The organism is Pseudomonas sp., assembly GCF_033723075.1.
GTDB lineage: Bacteria > Pseudomonadota > Gammaproteobacteria > Pseudomonadales > Pseudomonadaceae > Aquipseudomonas.
The window spans coordinates 50,268-69,414 of sequence record NZ_JAWVXU010000002.1; the positions used below are offsets into that span (position 1 = coordinate 50,268).

A 19,147-nucleotide genomic window follows, 5' to 3' on the forward strand; every position below is an offset into this window, starting at 1 on the left:
AAGTGCCGGCTCAATCCGCCTTGACCAGCCTCGGCTGACCGAGGTTGGCCAGGCGCACGCTGAGTTGCAATTGCTCAGCCTCGCCCTGGCTGCTCACCGGCCCCAGACGCACGCGATGGAGAATCTGCTGGTTGTGCACCACTGAACTGATGAACACCGGGGCAGCCACCGTATCGCTCAACTTGGCCTTGAGCAACTCCGCAGCGTCCGGGTTGGCGAAGGCGCCCACCTGGAGATACAGGCCAGAGGCTGCGTCTGAAGCGTTTTTTTTTGCGTCTATCTGCACCGGCAGTACGGCCGCAGCATGCTGCTGGGCGGGTGGCGAGTACTTTTCGAGCGGCTGAGCAACCGGCTGAACAACAGTCTTGACCTGGGCCGATTGCGCGGCCAGCACCAGTGGTACCGGTTGCCCTCGTTGGGCCCACCACTCATGGGGATCGATACCCTCGACCTTGACCCGCGCCGTACCGCTCTCGGCATAGCCGAGTTTCTTCGCGGCGGCAAAGGACAGATCGATGATCCGGTCCGAATAGAACGGGCCGCGGTCGTTGACCCGCAGAATCGCACTCTTGCCGTTTTCCAGGTTGGTCACCCGCACGTAGCTGGGTAGCGGCAGGGTCTTGTGCGCGGCGGTCATCCCGTACAGGTCGTAGGTTTCGCCGTTGGCGGTGGCCTGACCGTGGAACTTGGTGCCGTACCAGGACGCCGGACCTGTCGCCTGATAGCGACGCGCGTCGGGAATCGGGTAGTACTGCTTGCCGAACACCACATAGGGGCTGGCCTTGACCCGGCCATAATGCGGCATGGGGACGGCATCCGGGATCAGCGAAACATCGACATCCCACCAGGGCGCGCCGTCCTTGTGTGGGCGACTGAAGTCGCCAGGACCACTGATAGCCGCGCTCGGCTTGACCGGCGCCACCGGCTGCGGTGCCCGGGTGGACGTGCAACTCGCCAACAAGAGCGCGAGAGCAGAGTAGGCAGCAAACCTGAACGGCAATCCCGACATTAATTGGCCCCTCGTGCGTCGACCAGCGATTCGGCCAACTGATTGACCGCCATGGCGTACATCACGCTGCGGTTATAGCGGGTGATGACGAAGAAGTTCGGCAGCCCCAGCCAGTACTCGTCGCCCTCGGCACCTTCGAGACGGAAAGCGGTGACCGGCATTTCGCCGTCCAGCTCATCGCTGCTGGTCCAGCCGAGGCGGCGCAACTCGTCGACGTTCATCTGCGGATCGAGGCCCGCGCTCAGGCCCTGTTCGACCTGTTCGCCGGCGACCGTAGCGACGCTGACTACCGGCTCGCCGGGCAGCCAGCCGTGGCGCTTGAAGTAGCTGGCCACACTGCCGATGGCATCCACCGGATTGGTCCAGATATTGATATGGCCGTCGCCGTCGAAGTCCACCGCGTAGGCGCGGAAACTGCTCGGCATGAATTGCGGCAAGCCCATGGCCCCGGCGTAGGACCCCTTGAGAGTCATCGGATCGACCTGTTCCTCACGCGAGAGCATGAGGAATTCGCGCAACTCCTTGCGAAAGAAGGGCGCGCGCGGCGGGTAATCGAAGGCCAGGGTCGAGAGTGCATCCATCACCCTGAAGCTGCCGGTGTTGCCACCGTAAAAGGTTTCAACGCCGATGATTGCCACTATCACCTGTGCCGGCACGCCGTATTCGGCCTCGGCGCGCGCCAGGGTCGCGGCATGCTCACGCCAGAAATCCACGCCACGGGCGATGCGCGAGTCGGTAATGAAGATCGGCCGATATTCCTTCCAGGGTTTGACCTTCTCCGCCGGGCGCGAAATGGCGTCGAGAATCGACTGCTTGCGCTGCACTGCGGCGAACAGGCGCCCTAGTTGCTCCGAGGCAAAACCATAATCACGGTTCATCTCGGCGATGAACTCGCCGACCTGCGGCGAATCCTGGTAATCGGCGGCAAGCGCCGGCTGAACCACAGCGAAGGCGGCGGCCAGACCGAGCCAATGTGTTTGCCGTGCAGCCCAGCCACGCAATATATGCATTGAATTCATAACCCCAATTTAAGCCTGTGCAATCCACTTACGGTGCGTGTGAATCGACATCAAAATGCCAAACCCTGCCAGCAGGGTAATCAGCGAAGTACCGCCATAGCTGATGAACGGCAGCGGTACCCCCACCACCGGCAGCAACCCGCTGACCATACCGATATTGACGAACACATAGACGAAGAAGGTCATGGTCAGCGCGCCGGCCAGAAGCTTACCGAACAGCGTCTGCGCTTGCACGGTAATCACCAAACCTCGCGCGATCAACAGCAGGTAGACCAGCAGCAACAAACAAACGCCGACCAGGCCGAATTCCTCGGCGAGCACGGCAATGATGAAGTCGGTGTGGCTTTCCGGCAAGAAGTCCAGGTGCGACTGGGTGCCGAGCAGCCAGCCCTTGCCGAAGACTCCGCCCGAGCCGATCGCCGCCTTCGACTGGATGATGTTCCAGCCGCTGCCCAGCGGATCGCTCTCGGGATTGAGAAAGGTCAGCACCCGCTGTTTCTGGTACTCACGCAGAACGAAGAACCACATGGCCACGGCGACCGGCACCAGCGCCGCCAGCGCACCGATGATCCAGCGCCACTGCAGGCCGGCGATGAACAACACGAACACCCCCGAAACGATCACCAGCATCGAGGTACCCAGGTCCGGCTGCAGCAAAATCAGCACGAACGGCAGCAACGTCAGCGCCAGGCTGATCGCGATGTGCTTCAAGCTCGGCGGCAGGCTGCGCTTGGCCAGGTACCAGGCGATGGTCGCCGGCATGATGATCTTCATGAACTCCGAGGGCTGGAAACGGATCACCCCGGGAATGTTGATCCAGCGGGTCGCGCCCATGGCGTTGTGGCCCATGACGTCCACCACCACCAGCAGGCCGACGCCCGCCACATAAGCCAGAGGCACCCAGCGCGCCATGAAGCGCGGTTCCAGCTGGGCGATGATGAACATGCCCACCAGGCCGATGCCAAAGGAGCTGGCCTGCTTGATCAGCAGGTCGACGTTCTTGCCGCTGGCCGAATAGAGAATGAACAGGCTGCCGACCGCCAGGATCAGCAACAGCAGCAGCAGAATGCCGTCGACATGCACGCGTTGCAGCAGGCTGGCGCGGCGACGCAGCACGTCCTCGCTGGACAGCACGCGATCGAAGTTACCGCTCATCGCTGGCTGACCTCTGCGCTCACCGGCGTAACGTACTCGGCCTTGAGCTCGCCGCTATCGTCGAGCAGCCAGGCATCCATCACCTGCTTGACCACCGGCGCGGCCACACCCGAGCCGGACTCGCCATTTTCCACCATCACCGCCACGGCGATCTGCGGGTTGTCCGCCGGGGCGAATGCGACGAACAGGGCGTGGTCGCGATGGCGCTCGCGGATCTTCTCGCGGTCGTACCTTTCGCCCTGCCTGATCGCCACCACCTGCGCCGTGCCGCTCTTGCCGGCAATGCGATAGACCGAAGCGTCGCCGACCTTGCGCGCGGTGCCGCGCGGACCATGCATCACCTGCTCCATGCCGAACCGCGCCGAATCCCAGCTTTGCGGATCACGCAACTGGATATCCGGTAGCGGCTCGCTGTCGACCGGCGGCAAACCCTCGACGGTCTTGGCCAGGTGCGGACGAATCCACTTGCCACGGGTGGCCATCAGTGCAGTGGCCTGGGCCAACTGCAGCGGCGTGGTCTGCATATAGCCCTGACCGATGCCGAGGATCAGGGTTTCTCCCGGGTACCAGGGCTGCCGGTAGCGCGACCGCTTCCACTCGCGCGATGGCATCAGCCCGGCAGTTTCCTCGAACATGTCCAGCGACACCCGCTGGCCCAGGCCGAAACGGGTCATGTAGTCGTGCATGCGATCGATGCCCATCTTGTGCGCCAAATCGTAAAAATAGGTGTCATTGGAGCGCATGATCGCCATCTCCAGGCTCACCCAACCGTCGCCACTGCGGTTCCAGTTGCGGTACTTGTGGCTGTGATTGGGCAACTGATAGAAGCCCGGATCGAACACCCGTGAAGTGGGGGTGATCACGCCGGCATCCAGGGCAGCTACGGCCATCATCGGCTTGATGGTCGAACCCGGCGGGTAGAGGCCACGCAGGACCCGGTTGAACAGCGGCTGGTCGATCGAGTCGCGCAGCTCGGCATAGGCCTTGAAGCTGATGCCGGTGACGAACGGGTTGGGGTCGAAGCTCGGCTGACTGACCATCGCCAGCACCTCGCCGGTCGCCGGCTGGATCGCCACTATGGCGCCGCGGCGTCCACCCAGCGCGGCTTCGGCGGCTTCCTGCAGGCGCACATCGATGGTCAGCATGACATCCTTGCCCGGCAACGGATCGATGCGCTTGAGCACCCGCAGCACCCGGCCGCGGGCGTTGGTTTCGACCTCTTCGTAGCCGACCTCGCCGTGCAACTGCGCTTCGTAGAAGCGCTCGATCCCGGTCTTGCCGATATGGTGCGTACCGCTGTACGCCACCGGGTCGAGCTCCTTCAGTTCTTTCTCGTTGATCCGCCCGACATAGCCCACCGAATGGGCGAAGTGTTCGCGCTGGGGATAATACCGCACCAGCTGCGCCGCCACCTCGACCCCGGGCAGGCGGAACTGATTGACCGCGATGGTGGCTATCTGCTCCTCGCTCAGCTCGAACAACACCGGCACCGGCTCGAATGGCCGCCGGCCCTGGCGCACGCGCTTCTCGAACAGCTCCCGCTCATCGCTGCTCAGCCCCAGCACCTCGACGATCACATCCAGCACCTGGGCCCAGTCGCCGGCCCGTTCACGGGTCAGGGTCAGACTGAAACTCGGCCGGTTGTCGGCGACCAGCACCCCGTTGCGGTCGAAGATCAGCCCACGGGTCGGCGGAATCGGCTGCACGTGAACCCGGTTGTTTTCCGAGAGGGTCGAGTGGTGTTCGTACTGCACCACCTGCAGGTAATACATGCGCGCGACCAGGGCCGCGGTCAGCAGCAGAAACACCAGGGCACCGACCAGGGCACGCTTGCGAATCAGGCGCGCATCTTTTTCGTGGTCCTTGAGGCGAATCGGCTGCGGCATCTATGACTGCTGATTAGTGGTGGAAAATCGGGTGGGAAATCATTTGTGGTACGGGTGGCCGGACAATACGGTCCAGGCCCGATACAGCTGCTCGCCAAGCACAATCCGCACCAGCGGGTGCGGCAGGGTCAAGGGCGACAGCGACCAGCGCTGTTCGCTGCGCGCCTGTACTTCCGGCGCCAGACCTTCGGGGCCACCGACCATGAGGTTGACGGTACGCGCATCCAGGCGCCACTTGTCCAGCTCGACCGCCAACTGCTCGGTGCTCCACGGCCGCCCTTCGACTTCCAGGGTGACGATGCGTTCCCCAGGCGCAACCTTGGCCAGCATGGCGTCGCCTTCCTGGCGCATCATCCGCGCCACGTCGGCGTTCTTGCCGCGGGTGGTCAAGGGAATCTCGACCAGCTCCAGGGCCAGTTCCGCCGGCATGCGCTTGGCGTATTCCTGCCAACCGTCCTCGACCCAGCGCGGCATCTTCGAGCCGACGGCAATCAGTTTGATCCGCACGCTGCTGCGTCCTTACTCTTGTTCCGGCTCGGGGCTGAACTGCGCACGGCTCTGTTCGGCACCCTGCCACAGGCGCTCGAGGTCGTAGAACTGACGGGCGGTGGGCAGCATCACGTGGACGACGATATCGCCCAGGTCGAGCAGCGCCCATTCGCCGGTGTCCAACCCTTCGCTGCCGAGCGGACGCACACCCTGCTCCTTGACCTTCTCCAGCACGTTGTCGACCAGCGACTTGACGTGACGACTGGAGGTACCGCTGGCGATCACCATGTAGTCGGTGATGCTGGTCTTGTCGCGCACATCGATGGTGGTGATGTCTTGCGCCTTGATGTCTTCCAGGGCAGCGATGGCCAGTTTGACCAGGTCTTCGCTGAGCATTTTTTGCGTCTTCATAAGTAACTCGTTTGCCTTGTGTTCAGTTCGACGCACGGTAGAGTCCGTGCGCATGGATATAGCTGAGTACCGCATCGGGTACCAGAAAACGTACCGACTTGCCGCTCGCCAACAGCGTGCGGATCTGCGTGGCGGACACCGCCAGGGGCGTCTGCCAGATAAAGGAAATCTGTCCGCTAGGCCCCTCCATGGCCAGCGGGTCGCTGATGCTGCGGGCTGCCAGCAGGTTGCGCAAGGTTTCCGGCGCTTCGCTGTCGGCATCCGGACGCTGCAACACCAGGATATGGCAGTGCTCCAGCAACTCGCTCCAGCGATGCCAGGTGGGTAGCCCGCAAAAGGCATCCCAGCCAATGAGCAGGAACAACTGGTCGTCGGCCGCCAGCTCGGCGCGCAACGACTCCAGGGTGTCGATGCTGTACGACGGCTTGTCACGCTTGAGCTCGCGGTCGTCGACACACAGCGGCGACAAGCCGGCCACCGCCAGTTCGACCATGGCCAGGCGATCCTGCGCCGAAACCTGCGGCGCCTCGCGGTGCGGCGGCCGCGCGCTGGGGATCAGGCGCAACTGGTCGAGGACCATGAATTCCGCCACTTCCAGGGCACTGCGCAGGTGGCCGATATGCACCGGATCGAAGGTGCCGCCGAATATGCCGATGCGTTTAGGCATTCTGCCCGCGCAGTTGACCGTCGCCGATCACCACATACTTCTCGCAGGTCAGGCCTTCCAGGCCCACCGGGCCGCGGGCGTGCAACTTGTCGGTGGAAATGCCGATCTCCGCGCCCAGGCCGTACTCGAAGCCGTCGGCGAAGCAGGTGGGTGCATTGAGCATTACCGAACTGGAGTCGACCTCGGCGAGGAAACGCCGGGCGCGGCCCTGGTGTTCGGTGACGATGGCGTCGGTGTGGTGCGAGCCGTAGCGATTGATGTGTTCGATGGCCTGATCCAGGCCGTCGACCACCCGGATCGACAGGATCGGCGCCAGATACTCTGTGCTCCAGTCCTCTTCCGTCGCCGCTTTGGCCTGGATCAGCGCGCAGGTGCGCTGGCAGCCGCGCAGTTCGACGCCCTTCTCGACGAACATCAACTCCATGGCCGGCAGAAATGCCGCCGCCACGGCCTGATCGACCAACAGGGTTTCCATCGCACCGCAGATGCCGTAGCGGTAGGTCTTGGCATTGAAGGCGATGGCCTGGGCCTTGGGCAACTCGGCCAGGGCGTCGACATACACATGGCAGATGCCGTCCAGATGCTTGATCACCGGCACCCGCGCGTCGCGGCTGACCCGCTCGATCAGGCTCTTGCCGCCGCGCGGCACTATCACGTCGACGAACTCGGGCATGCTGATCAGCGCACCGACGGCGGCGCGGTCGGTGGTTTCCACCACCTGCACGGCGGCGGCCGGCAGATCGGCTGCGGCCAGGCCACGCTGGATACAGGCGGCGATGGCACGGTTGGAATGAATGGCTTCCGAGCCGCCACGCAGGATAGTGGCGTTGCCGGATTTCAGGCACAGGCTGGCGGCGTCGATGGTCACGTTGGGCCGCGACTCGTAGATGATGCCGATCACGCCGAGCGGTACGCGCATCTTGCCGACCTGAATACCCGACGGACGGTAGCTCATGTCGCGAATTGCGCCGACCGGGTCGGCCAGCCCCGCGACTTGGCGCAGGCCTTCGATCATACCGTCGATCCGCGCTGGGGTCAGCGCCAGACGGTCCAGCAGTGCCGATTCCAGGCCATTGGCCCGGCCGGCGGCCAGGTCCAGCTCGTTGGCGCTGGCCAGTTCGGTGCGCGCGGCACCCAGGGCCTCGGCAGTGGCCTGCAGGGCACGATTCTTCTGCGCGGTGCTGGCGCTGGCGACCACGCGCGAGGCGGCGCGGGCCGCACGGCCCAGGCGGGTCATATAGTCGAGTACGGACTCGGTCATGGTCTCGGTAGCCTGGCAATAACTAAAGCGGCTGATTATAGCGGTGCCACCGCCCCACGCACAGCGGCGCCGGGCGGATAGTGGACAAGCAGTAGCAATGATCTGCCGGCCAAGGCAGGTTCAGACATCGATACGGCTCTTGTTGCTATCATCGCGAGCCACCTGAGGCCTGCCTTCAACCAGTGAACTCACATGTCTGACGAACCCTCCCGAAGCCTGCCCTGGGCACATGCCCGTCCCCTGACCGACAGTTTCTTCGACCGCGATGCGCGCCTGCTCGCCCGCGAACTGCTCGGCAAGGTGATTCGCTACCGTGACGGCGAACGCTGGCTGAGTGCACGGATCATTGAGACCGAAGCCTATTACCTGGACGAGAAAGGCAGCCACGCCTCGCTCGGCTATACGGAAAAACGCAAGGCACTGTTCCAGGGCGGCGGACACATCTACATGTATTACGCCCGCGGCGGCGACTCGTTGAACTTCAGCGCCCAGGGCCCGGGCAACGCGGTGCTGATCAAATCGGCCTACCCCTGGCTCGACGCGTACTCGGATTCTGCCAGCCTGGCGCAGATGCAGGCCAACAACCCGGATGCCCAGGGCCGGCCGCGACCATTCGAACGCCTGTGTGGCGGACAGACCCTGCTGTGCAAGGCACTGGGCCTGAAAGTGCCGGACTGGGATGCCCGGCGTTTCGACCCGCAGCGCCTGTTCGTCGAGGATCTCGGCGAGCGTCCGCTGCAGATCGTGCAGACATCGCGCCTGGGTATTCCCGCCGGGCGCGACGAACATCTGCCTTACCGCTTCGTCGACGCCGCCTTTGCCCGCCATTGCACCCGCAACCCACTGCGGCGCGGCCAGGTCGAAGGTCGCGACTTTTATCTACTCGGCCCCACGGATGCACATCGATGAGCCAGTGGCTCGACAGCTTGACCCTCTGGCTCACGGCCAGCCCCGAGTGGCTCGGCCTGGCGATTTTCCTGATTGCCTTTCTCGAGTGCCTGGCGATTGCCGGGATCCTGGTGCCAGGCACCATCTTGCTGTTCGCCGTCGCCGTGCTCGCCGGACACGGTGCCCTGACGCTCAGTCAAACCCTGGCCCTGGCCTACTGCGGCGGACTGCTCGGCGACCTGCTGTCCTATGCCACCGGTCGCTACTTTCACCAGGACATCCGCCGTCTGCCGGGGCTGCGCCACCACCCGGAATGGCTGGCGGGGGCGGAAATCTACGTTCAGCGCTACGGCATCGCCAGCCTGCTGGTGGGCCGCTTTATCGGCCCGCTGCGGCCGATGCTGCCGATGATTGCCGGCATGCTCAACATGCCGTTCGGGCGTTTTGTGCTGGTCAGCCTGCTCGCCTCGGCCGGCTGGGTGCTCGCCTACCTGCTGCCGGGCTGGGCGACTGGTGCGGCATTGCGCCTGCCACTGCCCGCAGGTTTCTGGCCCGAAGCCGCGGTACTTGCCGCCGGCCTGGCCGCCTTGCTGCTGCTCAGCGTGCATGACAGCCTGGGCGAACGCCGTCGCGCCAGCTGGATCACCGCCGGCTTGAGCCTGTTGCTGTTGTTCGGTGTGTTTATCGGTTGGCCGCGCCTCGACCAGCTCGACCACGGCCTGCTCGCCCTGGTGCAGGAACAGCGCAGCGCCAGCCTCGACACCCTGATGGTGCTGATCACCCGTCTCGGCGACTTCCACAGCCAACTGGCCGTTGCCGCACTGCTCTGCCTGTTACTGCTGCTGACTCGGCAGTGGCGGGCGCTGTTGTTCGGCGGCGGCACCCTGCTCACTACCGCCCTGGCCAACGGCGCACTGAAGGCCCTGTTCGCCCGCCATCGCCCGGATGTATTGCTCGAACCCTTGAACAGCTTCAGCCTGCCCAGCGGGCACAGTTCGGCGGCGTTCGCTTTCTTTTTGGCCCTCGGCGTACTCGCTGGCCGCGGCCAGCCTGCGCGCCTGCGCCTGGCCTGGCTGTTGCTGGCCAGTTTCCCGGCCATGGCCATTGCCCTGTCGCGGGTGTACCTGGGCGTGCATTGGCCGAGCGATATCATCGCCGGTGCCCTGCTGGCAGGAGGCCTGTGCGCACTCAGCCTGAGCCTGACGCAATGGTCCACGCCACTGCCGGCGTTACCCGCCAAGGTCTGGTGGTTGATCCTGCCGGCGTGCCTGGGGTTACTCGGGGCCATTGCCACCTGGCAACTGTCGGAGGGCGTGCTGCTCTATCGCTATTGAGATGCCGTGAAAAAACTCTCGCCCACTACGCTCGATATTTTCACGACATCCGAGGCGCGCCACTCTCGCCCTGCAGTTGGTCGAGCCAGGTTTGTAGTTGACTCAGGCGCGCCTGCGGGGTGTCGAGTTCGAGCAACTGGAGTTTCTGCTCGAGCGCCAATGGCAACAGGTAGGCCAGTTGATTGGCCAGGGCCGCTTGATCGCTGACCCCGTCAGTCATGCCCAATGCGGCGATCAGCGGGTGCTCGGCCAGGGCCTCGAGCAACGCGACGAGATCCGCATGTTCAAGTCCCAGAGGTTGCTCCGCCGCCTCCTCCAGCCAGTCGACCTCGGCGACGGTCAGTCGATCCGGCAACACCTGGGCGCGGCGAACCTTGAAGCGGCGGCCACCTTCGACCCGAATTCCCAGCAAGCCATTGGGCCGCCGCTGAAAGTCGCAGATCCGCGCCTCACAACCAATCGCCGAGAACTGGCCGGCGGCCTCGCCGACTTCCTGCCCCTCGAGGAGGCACACCACGCCGAAGCCCTCGTCCTGCTTCATGCAGCGGCTGATCATGTCCAGGTAGCGCGCCTCGAAAATCTGCAAATCGAGCAGGCAACCCGGAAACAACACGGTATTGAGCGGAAACAGGGATAGGTTCATGGGGTTGCCTCTCAAACCAGGAAGATGATCGCCAGCGGCAGCAGTACTGCAGTAAGCATGCCCATCAGGCTCATCGCCAGCGCGGCGAACGCGCCGCATTCTTCGCTTTCCTGCATGGCTCGTGCGGTGCCGACCGCATGCGCGGTCATGCCCAGGGCCATGCCGATTGCCGCGTGATGGCGCACACCGCACCAGCGCAACAGCGACGGCCCGAGCATCGCTCCGACCACCCCGGTGATCATCACGAACACCGCGGCCAACGCGGCAATACCACCGATCTGGCTGGCCACCAGCATGGCGATCGGCGAGGTCACCGACTTCGGTGCCATGCTCATCAACATCAGCGAGTCGGCACCGAAGCCCCAGGCCAACGCCACGCCCAACACCGTAGCCACTACCCCGCCGATCAGCAAGGTCAGTACGGTCGGCCAGAGTAACTGGCGGATCCGTCGCAGGTTGAGGAACAACGGCACCGCCAGGGCCACAGTGGTCGGGCCGAGGAACAGGGTCAGGGCTTCGGCGCTGACCCGGTACTCGGCGAAACTCAGGCCGCACAGCAACAGCACGCCGATAACGATCGCCGTCGACACCAGCACCGGCTGCAGGAACATCCAGCGGGTTTTCTCGTACGCGGCAATCGCCAACTGGAATGCGCCCAGGGTGATCCCTATGCCGAACAAGGGGTGGTGGATGATCGCCTGCCAGGCACCGTACCAGTCGAGACTCATGCATCCTCCCGGCGACGCTGCTGGCGCTCGATCAGCTTCTGCATCATCCAGCCGGCAAATACCACCGACAGCGCCAGCGACAGCACCAAGGCACCGACCACCGCCCAGAAGTCCGCGGCAATCGCATCGGCATAGGCCATCACCCCGACCGCTGGCGGCACCAGCAACAGTGGTAGGTACTTGAGCAGGCTGCTGGCGGCAACGTGCAAGGGCTCGTTAACCTCGCCATGCACCAGCAGGAACAGCAATAGCAACAGCATGCCGATGATCGGCCCCGGCAACATCGGTAGTAACAGGACGTTGAGTCCGGTGCCGAGCAATTGGCACAGCACCAGCCAGGACAAGCCGCGTAACAACATGGGGTGAATCTCCGAGTGAAGTGACGAGCAGCATCGCGGCGCTACAACCGACCAGCAGTTCCCGCAAAAGCGTAGCGCCCGGACCTCAGTCCACGGCGCACCGCGGCCATTATAGGCTGGCAAAGCACCCGGCGAAAAAGACCGGGCGAGAACGTAGCGGGCAAAGGTTAGGCAAGGCAAAAACAGGTGAGAAACGCAGCGAAGCGGAGTAACAGCCAACGGCTGGCCCGCAGGGCGAGCACAGCGGGTAAAGCGAAGTGTACGAGTTGTACATGAGCATGACTCGCTGCGCTCGCCCCTATGGGGCCGCGCTAAAGCGCGTTAGCCGCAAGCTGCTTGTCGAACCTGTTTTTAACGCCGCCTAACCGAGCGCAGTAGTTCTCACGCGGTCTGTATAACCCGCTATTCAGCAAGGCATTGCAGGCTTGACCCGGTGCATGGCGCATGATGATCTAGGGCCTCAGCGGTTCGACTCGAACAACAACCCCCCGCTTCCTCAAGGAGGAACTATGCCGTCAGTACCCGTAGCAGAACTCAACAACTATGTAGGCAAGGAACTGGGACGCTCCGCCTGGCTGACCGTCGATCAGCAACGCATCAATCAATTCGCCGAATGCACCGGCGACCATCAGTTCATCCACGTCGACCCGGTAAAAGCCAAGCAGACTCCCTTCGGCGGCACCATCGCCCACGGCTTCCTGTCGTTATCGCTGATGCCGATGCTGATGGAAGACATCATGATCATGCCCGAGGGCCTGAAAATGGCCGTCAACTATGGCCTGGACAGCCTGCGCTTCATCCAGCCGGTCAAAGTCGACTCCAAGGTGCGCCTGGTGGTGACCCTGACCGACGCCACCGAAAAAAATCCCGGCCAGTGGCTGCTCAAGGCCCGCGCGGTATTGGAAATCGAAGGCCAGGATAAACCGGCCTATGTGGCCGAACCCCTGACCCTCTGCTTCGTCTGATCTGCGTCGGCATAACCGGCGTTCACTCAACCGAGCGAACGCCGGCTATGCATCGGCTCTGTGCGGCGCGGCAGCGCGGAGCCCATGGTTTACGGCATACTTCCGGCAACACCCGGATCTGGATGCTTGCCATGCGCCACCTCGCCCACCTCGCCCACCTGGCTCCCCTGAGCCTCGCCCTGCTGCTTGCCGCCTGCGGCGACGGCGAACCCCTGTTACCCGCGGACGCGACCCTGCCCGACGGCGCGCGCTATCGCGGCGAGGTGGTCGACGGTTTGCTGCAAGGCCCCGGCCGCCTGGATTACCGCGACGGCAGCCGGTTCGTCGGCTCCTTCAAGGATGGCCAGCGGCATGGCCCCGGTGAATGGCACGGCGCGGATGGCGAGCACTATATTGGAGAGTTCGCGCAAGGCGCCTTTCATGGCCGGGGCACGCTGCACTACCGTGACGGCAGCAGCTACCAGGGCGGTTTCGCCGCGGGTCGGTTTGCCGGCGAAGGTACGCTCAAGCAGGACGGCCTGGTTTATCGCGGCGCATTCAAAGACGATCTGTTCCATGGCCTGGGCACCCTCGAACGCGCCGATGGCAGCAGCTTTCACGGCCAGTTCAGCAAAGGCTTGCCGAATGGTCAGGGCGTCAATAACGACGAGCATGGCAACCAGTTCAGCGGCGAGTTCGCCAAGGGCCTATTGAAAGGCTCCGGCAGTTTCAAGAGCAGCGATGGTGACCTCTACAGCGGCGCGTTCCGTGACAACCAGTTCCACGGCAAAGGCCGCTACCAGACCGCTGCCGGCGATGTCTGGAGCGGACAGTTCGCCGGGGGCGCGCTAAACGGCCCGGGCGAGTTTCAGGGCGCCGAGGGCGAGCGCTACCTCGGCGAATTCCGCGACTGGAGCTACCACGGCCAAGGCCGCCTGCACCTGGCCGATGGCAGCCTCTACGAGGGCCGCTTCGAGCATGGCGAGTACGCCGGTAACGGCACCCTGACCCTCGCCAAGGGCAACCAGCAGAGCGGCACCTGGCAACGTGGCCGACGCCTGCGCGACGAACAGGGGCGCATGCTGCCCGACCCATTGGAGCTCGGCCTGCTGGCGCAGGGCCGCCTGCTCGACCAGGCCATCGCCGACCTGCCCGCCTCCACCCCCGCCATCGAACTGTACGCCCTGACCCTGGCAGGCGACGGCAAGCAGAGCGTGTTCATGCGCGAAGCCGATTACGTCGCCGATCTGCTCGGCGAACGCTTCGCCGCCCATGGCCGCATCAGCCTGACCAATCACCGCGAGCAGATCAGCCAGCGCCCGCTGGCCACCCGCGAAAGCCTGCGCCGCGCGCTGCAGGCACTGGCCGAACGCAGCGGGGCGGAGGACCTGATCTTCATCTACCTGACCAGCCACGGCTCGCGCCAGCACGAGCTGAATCTCGACCAGCCGCGCCTGCAGCTCGACGACCTGCCGGCCAGCGAACTGGCCGTGCTGCTGCAACCGCTGCGTGAGCGGCACAAGGTGGTGGTGATCTCGGCCTGCTACTCCGGCGGTTTCATTCCCCTGCTGCAAGACGACAAGACCCTGGTGATGACCGCCGCGCGGGCCGACCGGGTGTCCTTCGGCTGCTCGGAGGAGAACGACTTCACCTACTTCGGCCGCGCCCTGTTCGCCGAAGCCCTCAACCAGACCGATGACCTGCAGCGCGCCTTCGAGCTGGCCAAAGCAACAGTCGCCGAACGCGAGCAAGCCGATGGCTTCGAGGCCTCCGAGCCGCAAATCTGGCCAGCCAAGGCGGTCCTGCAACACTGGCGCGCCCTGCGCGAGCAGCAAGCCAGCCGAGCGTTGAACACCGCCAGCGGCGACCAGACCGTCACCCGCCCCGCTCCACCTATCGAGCAAAGTATCGAGCGCAGCACGCAGTAGTTTTTCAATGGCCTGTTAAGCTGATGGATATCAGCGGAGACCCCACGACCATGTATTTGACGCCCCAGCACATCCTCCTCGCGGGTGCCACCGGCCTGACCGGTGAACACCTGCTGGATCGCCTGCTCAACGAACCTACGGTCGCGCGCGTGCTGGCGCCGAGCCGCCGGCCACTGGCCGAGCACCCGCACCTGGAAAACCCGGTGGGTGAACTGCGCGATCTGTTGCCGCAGCTCAACGGCCCCATCGACACGGCCTTCTGCTGCCTGGGCACCACGATCAAGCAAGCCGGCTCGCAGGAGGCCTTTCGCGCCGTCGATCATGACCTGGTCGTGGCCTTCGCCCAGCGTGCCCGCGAGCTCGGGGCGCGTCACCTGCTGGTGGTCAGCGCCCTTGGCGCCGACGCCCAGTCCACGGTGTTCTATAACCGGGTCAAGGGTGAAATGGAGCAAGCGCTGCAAGCCCAGGGCTGGCCGCAGCTGACCCTGGTACGGCCCTCCCTGCTGCTCGGCCCGCGCAACGAGTTCCGCCTCGGCGAACGCCTGGCCGCGCCGCTGGTGCGCTGGTTGCCGGGCAAATACCACGGCATCGAAGCCACCGTCCTGGCCCGCGCCCTCTGGCGCCTGGCCCTGGAAGAAGACCGCGGCCTGCGCGTCATCGAGTCCGACCGGCTGCGCCGCCTCGGCCGTTGATCCCCTTACCCCCCTATCGAGCCAACCCATGAGCACAACCCACAGCAGCCTGATCGAAGCCCTCGAAGCCGCCGACATGCTGGAAATCGACGACCTCTACGCCTGGCAATTCAATCTGGACAAGGAGCTGCTGGCCCAGGTCAGCGCCGGCTCGGCCAGCGCCGACAGCAAGGATCAGCCACTGCTGAGCATCGACTGCGCAGACGGCAGCGCTCGCCGCCACTGGCAGTTCTCCCTGGCCACGGTGAGGGCGGCGCGCTTCGATGCCGAGACGGACAGCTGGCTCCTCACCGATGGCAGCACGGAGCACCGGATCAAATGCTTCGCGGCGATCAGCGGCGACAACCTCGACAGCGACGACGAAGCCAGCGACGACTGACTCTCCGGCGGAGCGCGCCATGCACCTGTATGACCGCTACATCCTGCCGCACCTGATCGAGTTCGCCTGCGGCATGGGCGAGGTGATGCAGGCCCGCGCGCAGATCGTCCCGCTGGCCCGGGGCCGGGTGCTGGAAATCGGCATCGGCAGCGGGCTGAATCTGCCGTTCTACGACGCCGCGCAAGTCAGCGCGATCGTCGGCGTCGACCCCTCGGCCGAGATGCAACGCCTGGCCCGAGCCCGCGCCGCGCGCAGCGTCATACCGGTGCAGATGATCGCCCTGGAGCTGGGCCAGATCCAGGCCGCCGACGCCAGCTTCGACAGCATCGTCTGTACCTTTACCCTGTGCACCATCCCGGACGCCGTGGCCGCATTGAAGGAGATGCGCCGGGTACTGAAACCCGGCGGCCGCCTGCTGTTCTGCGAACACGGTCTGGCCCCGGATGCTCCCGTGGTGCGCTGGCAGAACCGTCTCACGCCCTACTGGAAGCCCCTGGCCGGCGGCTGCCACCTCAATCGCGACATCCCGGCGCTGATCGGGGCAGGCGGGTTCAGCATCGAGCAGCTGCAGGCGGGCTATCTGAAAGGCCCCAGACCGATGACCTTCGTCTATAGCGGCTGGGCTCACTAGGCTTGACGCAGCCATGATGGCCTTCTGCCGCAAGCAATAGCGCCGTATGCTGTCTATGGTTGCTGGATAAGTTCATTGGATTGATAGCGGTTAGCGCATGAAGCCACCCTCGACACGCCCCTTCACCATCCGCTACGCCCGCCTGGGTGGCTTACTGGCACTGTGCCTGCTCTGCGCCGCGCCGGCCTGGGCACAACCGCGCGAGGTGCGGGTGGGCGTCTACGCCAACGAGCCGAAAATCCTGCTGGGCCAGAACGGGCAAATCTCCGGCATCCTCGGCGAGTTGCTGGGGGAAATCGCCCGCCAGGAGAACTGGCGCCTGATCCCGGTGCCCTGCGATTGGCAGGCCTGCCTGGAGCTGGCAAAAGAGGGCACGATAGACCTGCTGCCGGATGTGGCCTTCAGCGCAGAGCGCGCCCTGCAGCTGGACTTTCACCAGCAGCCCTCGCTGTATAGCTGGTCGCAGCTGTACAGCCGCAAGGAGGTCGACCTGCAATCGGTCCTCGACCTCGAGGATCGGCGCATCGCCGTGCTGGCCGGCTCCATCCAGCAGAACTACCTGCAAACGCTGCTCGACAGCTTTGGCCTGCACGCCCGGCTGATTCCCGTACAAAACCTGGCCGAGGGCTTCGAACTGGTGGCCAACCGGCAGGCCGATGCAGCGGTGGCCAACCAGCGCTTCGGCGACTACCAGGCGCCAGACTACCGGCTGCGCAGCACGCCGATCATGTTCCAGCCCGCGCAGCTGTTCTATGGCACCCGCAAGGGCGCCAACGCCGACCTGCTGGCCGGCATCGACCGGTATTTGCGCGAGTGGCAAGACTCCCCCTCATCCTATTACTACCAGACCCTGCAGCGCTGGGGCGGCGAACGACCACGGCTGCTGGTGCCGACCGCCGCCTGGTGGGGCCTGGCCATCCTGGCCGGCCTGCTGCTGACGGCGCTCGGTGGCGCCCTGCTGCTGCGCCGCCAGGTCGCCGAGAAGACCCGCCACCTGAAGGCCAGCGAGCGGCGCCTGAACACCATCCTCGACAGCGTCGAGGCCTATATCTACATCAAGGATCCCGAGCTGCGTTACCAGTACGCCAACCGCAAGGTCTGCGAGCTGTTCGGCCTGCCGCTGGCGCAGGTGGTGGGGCAGACCGACGAACGCTTCTTCGACGCCGCCACCGCGGCCAACCTGCGTGACAACGATCGCCGCGTGCTGCTCGGCGAGCGAGTGGATACCGAGGAAATCAACCGCAGCCCGGACGGCACCCTCGAACAGACCTACCTCTCGGTGAAGCTGCCGCTACGCCACCCTGACGGCAGCATCTATGCCCTGTGCGGCATCTCCACCGACATCAGCGAGCACAAGAAGAACCTCGAACAGATCCATCGTCTGGCCTTCTACGACCTGCTCACCGGCCTGCCCAACCGCCGCCTGCTGCTCGACCGCCTGCAGCATGCCCTGGCGCAACGCGGCCGCAACCAGCTGGACGGCGCCCTGCTGTTCATCGATCTGGACAACTTCAAGGATCTCAACGATACCCTCGGCCACGATATGGGCGACCAACTGCTGCAACAGGTGGCCCAGCGCCTGAGCAGCCATGTCCGAGAAGAAGACACCCTGGCCCGCCTCGGCGGTGACGAGTTCGTGCTCATGCTCGAAGGGCTGCACCTGCAGCACCCCGAGGCCATCGCCCAAATCGAAACGGTGGCAACCAAGCTGATCCAGGTTCTGGCCGAACCCTATGTGCTGCAGGGACGCAGCCACACCAGCACCGCCAGCATCGGCATCGCCCTGTTTTCCGAGGCCCGGGGCACGGTGGATGAACTGCTCAAGCGCGCCGACCTGGCCATGTACCAGGCCAAGGCCGCCGGACGCAACACCCTGAGGTTCTTCAACCCCGAGATGCAGGCCGAAGTCAGCGCCCGCGCCACCCTGGAAAACGACCTGCGCCAGAGCCTGGGCGCACGTCAGTTCGTCCTCCACTACCAGCCGCAGGTCAACGCGCAGGGCCAACTGCTCGGTGCCGAAGCCCTGGTCCGCTGGCAACACCCCAGCCGCGGCCTGGTAGCCCCTGGCGAATTCATTTCGCTGGCGGAAAGTACCGGCCTGATCCTGCCGCTGGGGCGCTGGATTCTTTACAGCGCCTGCCAGCAACTGGTGACCTGGGCTGCAGACCCCAAGCGCGGGCAACTGACCATGGCGGTCAACGTCAGCGCGCGGCAGTTCCACCACCGCGATTTCGTCGACGACGCGCTCGCTGTGCTCGATGAAACCGGGGCCAACCCCCAGCGCCTGGAGCTGGAACTGACCGAGAGCCACCTGGTGCAGGACGTGGAGACCATGATCATCAAGATGGGCCTGCTCAAGGCCCGTGGCGTGCGCTTTGCGCTGGACGACTTCGGTACCGGCTATTCGTCGCTCAGCTACCTCAAGCGCCTGCCGCTGAACCAGCTGAAGATCGACCGTTCCTTCGTCCGCGACCTACTCAGCGACCCCAACGATGCGGCCATCGTGCGCACCATAGTCGCCCTGGGCGTCAGCCTGGACCTGGAAGTGATCGCCGAAGGCGTGGAAACCCTGGCCCAGCGCGACGCCTTGCTGCGCCTGGGCTGCCAGCGATTCCAGGGCTATCTGTTCGGCAAACCGGAACCGGCGCAAAAGCTCGAACAGTGGCCCATACCGGCCGGCGCCAGCAGCGCCTGAGCCGTCGTATCAGGCCAATGGCTGACACC

General features: G+C 64.7%; 19 protein-coding genes. 8 read left to right on the forward strand and 11 right to left on the reverse strand.

The window, feature by feature from the left end; genetic code table 11:
* Positions 1–10: 10 nt before the first annotated feature.
* The 8 genes from R3355_RS02875 to R3355_RS02910 are packed head-to-tail and all read right to left on the reverse strand — an operon-like array spanning position 11 to position 7,897.
* The gene (locus R3355_RS02875; RefSeq protein ID WP_318947962.1) at positions 11–1,009 is read right to left on the reverse strand and encodes a septal ring lytic transglycosylase RlpA family protein; all 999 of its coding nucleotides are present in this window, start codon (positions 1,007–1,009) and stop codon (positions 11–13) included.
* A complete protein-coding gene (gene mltB / locus R3355_RS02880; protein ID WP_318947960.1) occupies positions 1,009–2,019 on the reverse strand; it encodes a lytic murein transglycosylase B in 1,011 nt (336 codons plus the stop codon). The genes R3355_RS02875 and mltB overlap by 1 nt, the downstream gene beginning before the upstream one ends.
* 18 nt (positions 2,020–2,037) lie before the next feature.
* Entirely contained in the window at positions 2,038–3,141 is a 1,104-nt protein-coding gene (rodA, locus tag R3355_RS02885) for a rod shape-determining protein RodA (RefSeq protein ID WP_318947971.1), read from the reverse strand.
* Between the two features lie 38 nt (positions 3,142–3,179).
* Positions 3,180–5,069, reverse strand: coding sequence for a penicillin-binding protein 2 (mrdA, locus tag R3355_RS02890; RefSeq protein ID WP_318947958.1), 1,890 nt, complete (start codon positions 5,067–5,069; stop codon positions 3,180–3,182).
* A 39-nt stretch (positions 5,070–5,108) separates the two neighbouring features.
* On the reverse strand, positions 5,109–5,576 hold the full coding sequence (rlmH, locus tag R3355_RS02895; RefSeq protein WP_318959977.1) for a 23S rRNA (pseudouridine(1915)-N(3))-methyltransferase RlmH: 468 nt from the start codon (positions 5,574–5,576) through the stop codon (positions 5,109–5,111).
* Positions 5,577–5,588: 12 nt separating this feature from the next.
* A complete protein-coding gene (rsfS, locus tag R3355_RS02900) occupies positions 5,589–5,954 on the reverse strand; it encodes a ribosome silencing factor (protein WP_318947969.1) in 366 nt (121 codons plus the stop codon).
* 37 nt (positions 5,955–5,991) lie between these two features.
* Positions 5,992–6,636, reverse strand: a complete 645-nt coding sequence (gene nadD / locus R3355_RS02905) for a nicotinate-nucleotide adenylyltransferase (RefSeq protein ID WP_318959978.1) — start codon at positions 6,634–6,636, stop codon at positions 5,992–5,994.
* Positions 6,629–7,897 carry a glutamate-5-semialdehyde dehydrogenase gene (locus R3355_RS02910; RefSeq protein WP_318959979.1) on the reverse strand — a complete coding sequence of 423 codons (1,269 nt, stop codon included), beginning with the start codon at positions 7,895–7,897 and terminating at the stop codon, positions 6,629–6,631. Before R3355_RS02910 ends, nadD begins: the two co-directional genes overlap by 8 nt.
* A gap of 192 nt (positions 7,898–8,089) precedes the next feature.
* Between R3355_RS02910 and R3355_RS02915 the strand changes: the two genes are divergently transcribed.
* Together R3355_RS02915 and R3355_RS02920 are read left to right on the forward strand one after the other, a co-directional pair.
* On the forward strand, positions 8,090–8,806 hold the full coding sequence (locus R3355_RS02915; protein ID WP_318959980.1) for a DNA-3-methyladenine glycosylase: 717 nt from the start codon (positions 8,090–8,092) through the stop codon (positions 8,804–8,806).
* Entirely contained in the window at positions 8,803–10,119 is a 1,317-nt protein-coding gene (locus R3355_RS02920) for a bifunctional DedA family/phosphatase PAP2 family protein (protein WP_318959981.1), read from the forward strand. The genes R3355_RS02915 and R3355_RS02920 overlap by 4 nt, the downstream gene beginning before the upstream one ends.
* Positions 10,120–10,159: 40 nt before the next feature.
* Here the strand turns inward: R3355_RS02920 and R3355_RS02925 are convergent, their stop codons facing one another.
* From R3355_RS02925 to R3355_RS02935, 3 genes are read right to left on the reverse strand one after another with little or no spacing between them, the layout of a single operon-like run.
* Positions 10,160–10,762: an LON peptidase substrate-binding domain-containing protein gene (locus tag R3355_RS02925; protein WP_318959982.1), complete on the reverse strand. Its 603-nt coding sequence runs from the start codon at positions 10,760–10,762 to the stop codon at positions 10,160–10,162.
* Positions 10,763–10,773: 11 nt separating this feature from the next.
* On the reverse strand, positions 10,774–11,490 hold the full coding sequence (locus R3355_RS02930) for an LrgB family protein (RefSeq protein ID WP_318959983.1): 717 nt from the start codon (positions 11,488–11,490) through the stop codon (positions 10,774–10,776).
* On the reverse strand, positions 11,487–11,849 hold the full coding sequence (locus tag R3355_RS02935) for a CidA/LrgA family protein (protein WP_318947943.1): 363 nt from the start codon (positions 11,847–11,849) through the stop codon (positions 11,487–11,489). The genes R3355_RS02930 and R3355_RS02935 overlap by 4 nt, the downstream gene beginning before the upstream one ends.
* 509 nt (positions 11,850–12,358) lie before the next feature.
* Between R3355_RS02935 and R3355_RS02940 the strand changes: the two genes are divergently transcribed.
* From R3355_RS02940 to R3355_RS02965, 6 genes are all read left to right on the forward strand, one after another.
* Entirely contained in the window at positions 12,359–12,814 is a 456-nt protein-coding gene (locus tag R3355_RS02940; RefSeq protein WP_318959984.1) for a MaoC family dehydratase, read from the forward strand.
* Positions 12,815–12,945: 131 nt separating this feature from the next.
* Positions 12,946–14,721 carry a C13 family peptidase gene (locus R3355_RS02945; RefSeq protein ID WP_318959985.1) on the forward strand — a complete coding sequence of 592 codons (1,776 nt, stop codon included), beginning with the start codon at positions 12,946–12,948 and terminating at the stop codon, positions 14,719–14,721.
* Positions 14,722–14,771: 50 nt separating this feature from the next.
* Positions 14,772–15,413 carry an oxidoreductase gene (locus R3355_RS02950; protein ID WP_318959986.1) on the forward strand — a complete coding sequence of 214 codons (642 nt, stop codon included), beginning with the start codon at positions 14,772–14,774 and terminating at the stop codon, positions 15,411–15,413.
* Between the two features lie 28 nt (positions 15,414–15,441).
* A complete protein-coding gene (locus tag R3355_RS02955; protein ID WP_318947935.1) occupies positions 15,442–15,792 on the forward strand; it encodes a DUF5629 family protein in 351 nt (116 codons plus the stop codon).
* A gap of 19 nt (positions 15,793–15,811) precedes the next feature.
* Positions 15,812–16,423 (forward strand): class I SAM-dependent methyltransferase, encoded by a 612-nt coding sequence (locus tag R3355_RS02960; protein ID WP_318959987.1) that lies wholly within the window; start codon positions 15,812–15,814, stop codon positions 16,421–16,423.
* Between the two features lie 97 nt (positions 16,424–16,520).
* The gene (locus R3355_RS02965; RefSeq protein WP_318959988.1) at positions 16,521–19,118 is read left to right on the forward strand and encodes an EAL domain-containing protein; all 2,598 of its coding nucleotides are present in this window, start codon (positions 16,521–16,523) and stop codon (positions 19,116–19,118) included.
* Positions 19,119–19,147 lie beyond the last annotated feature (29 nt).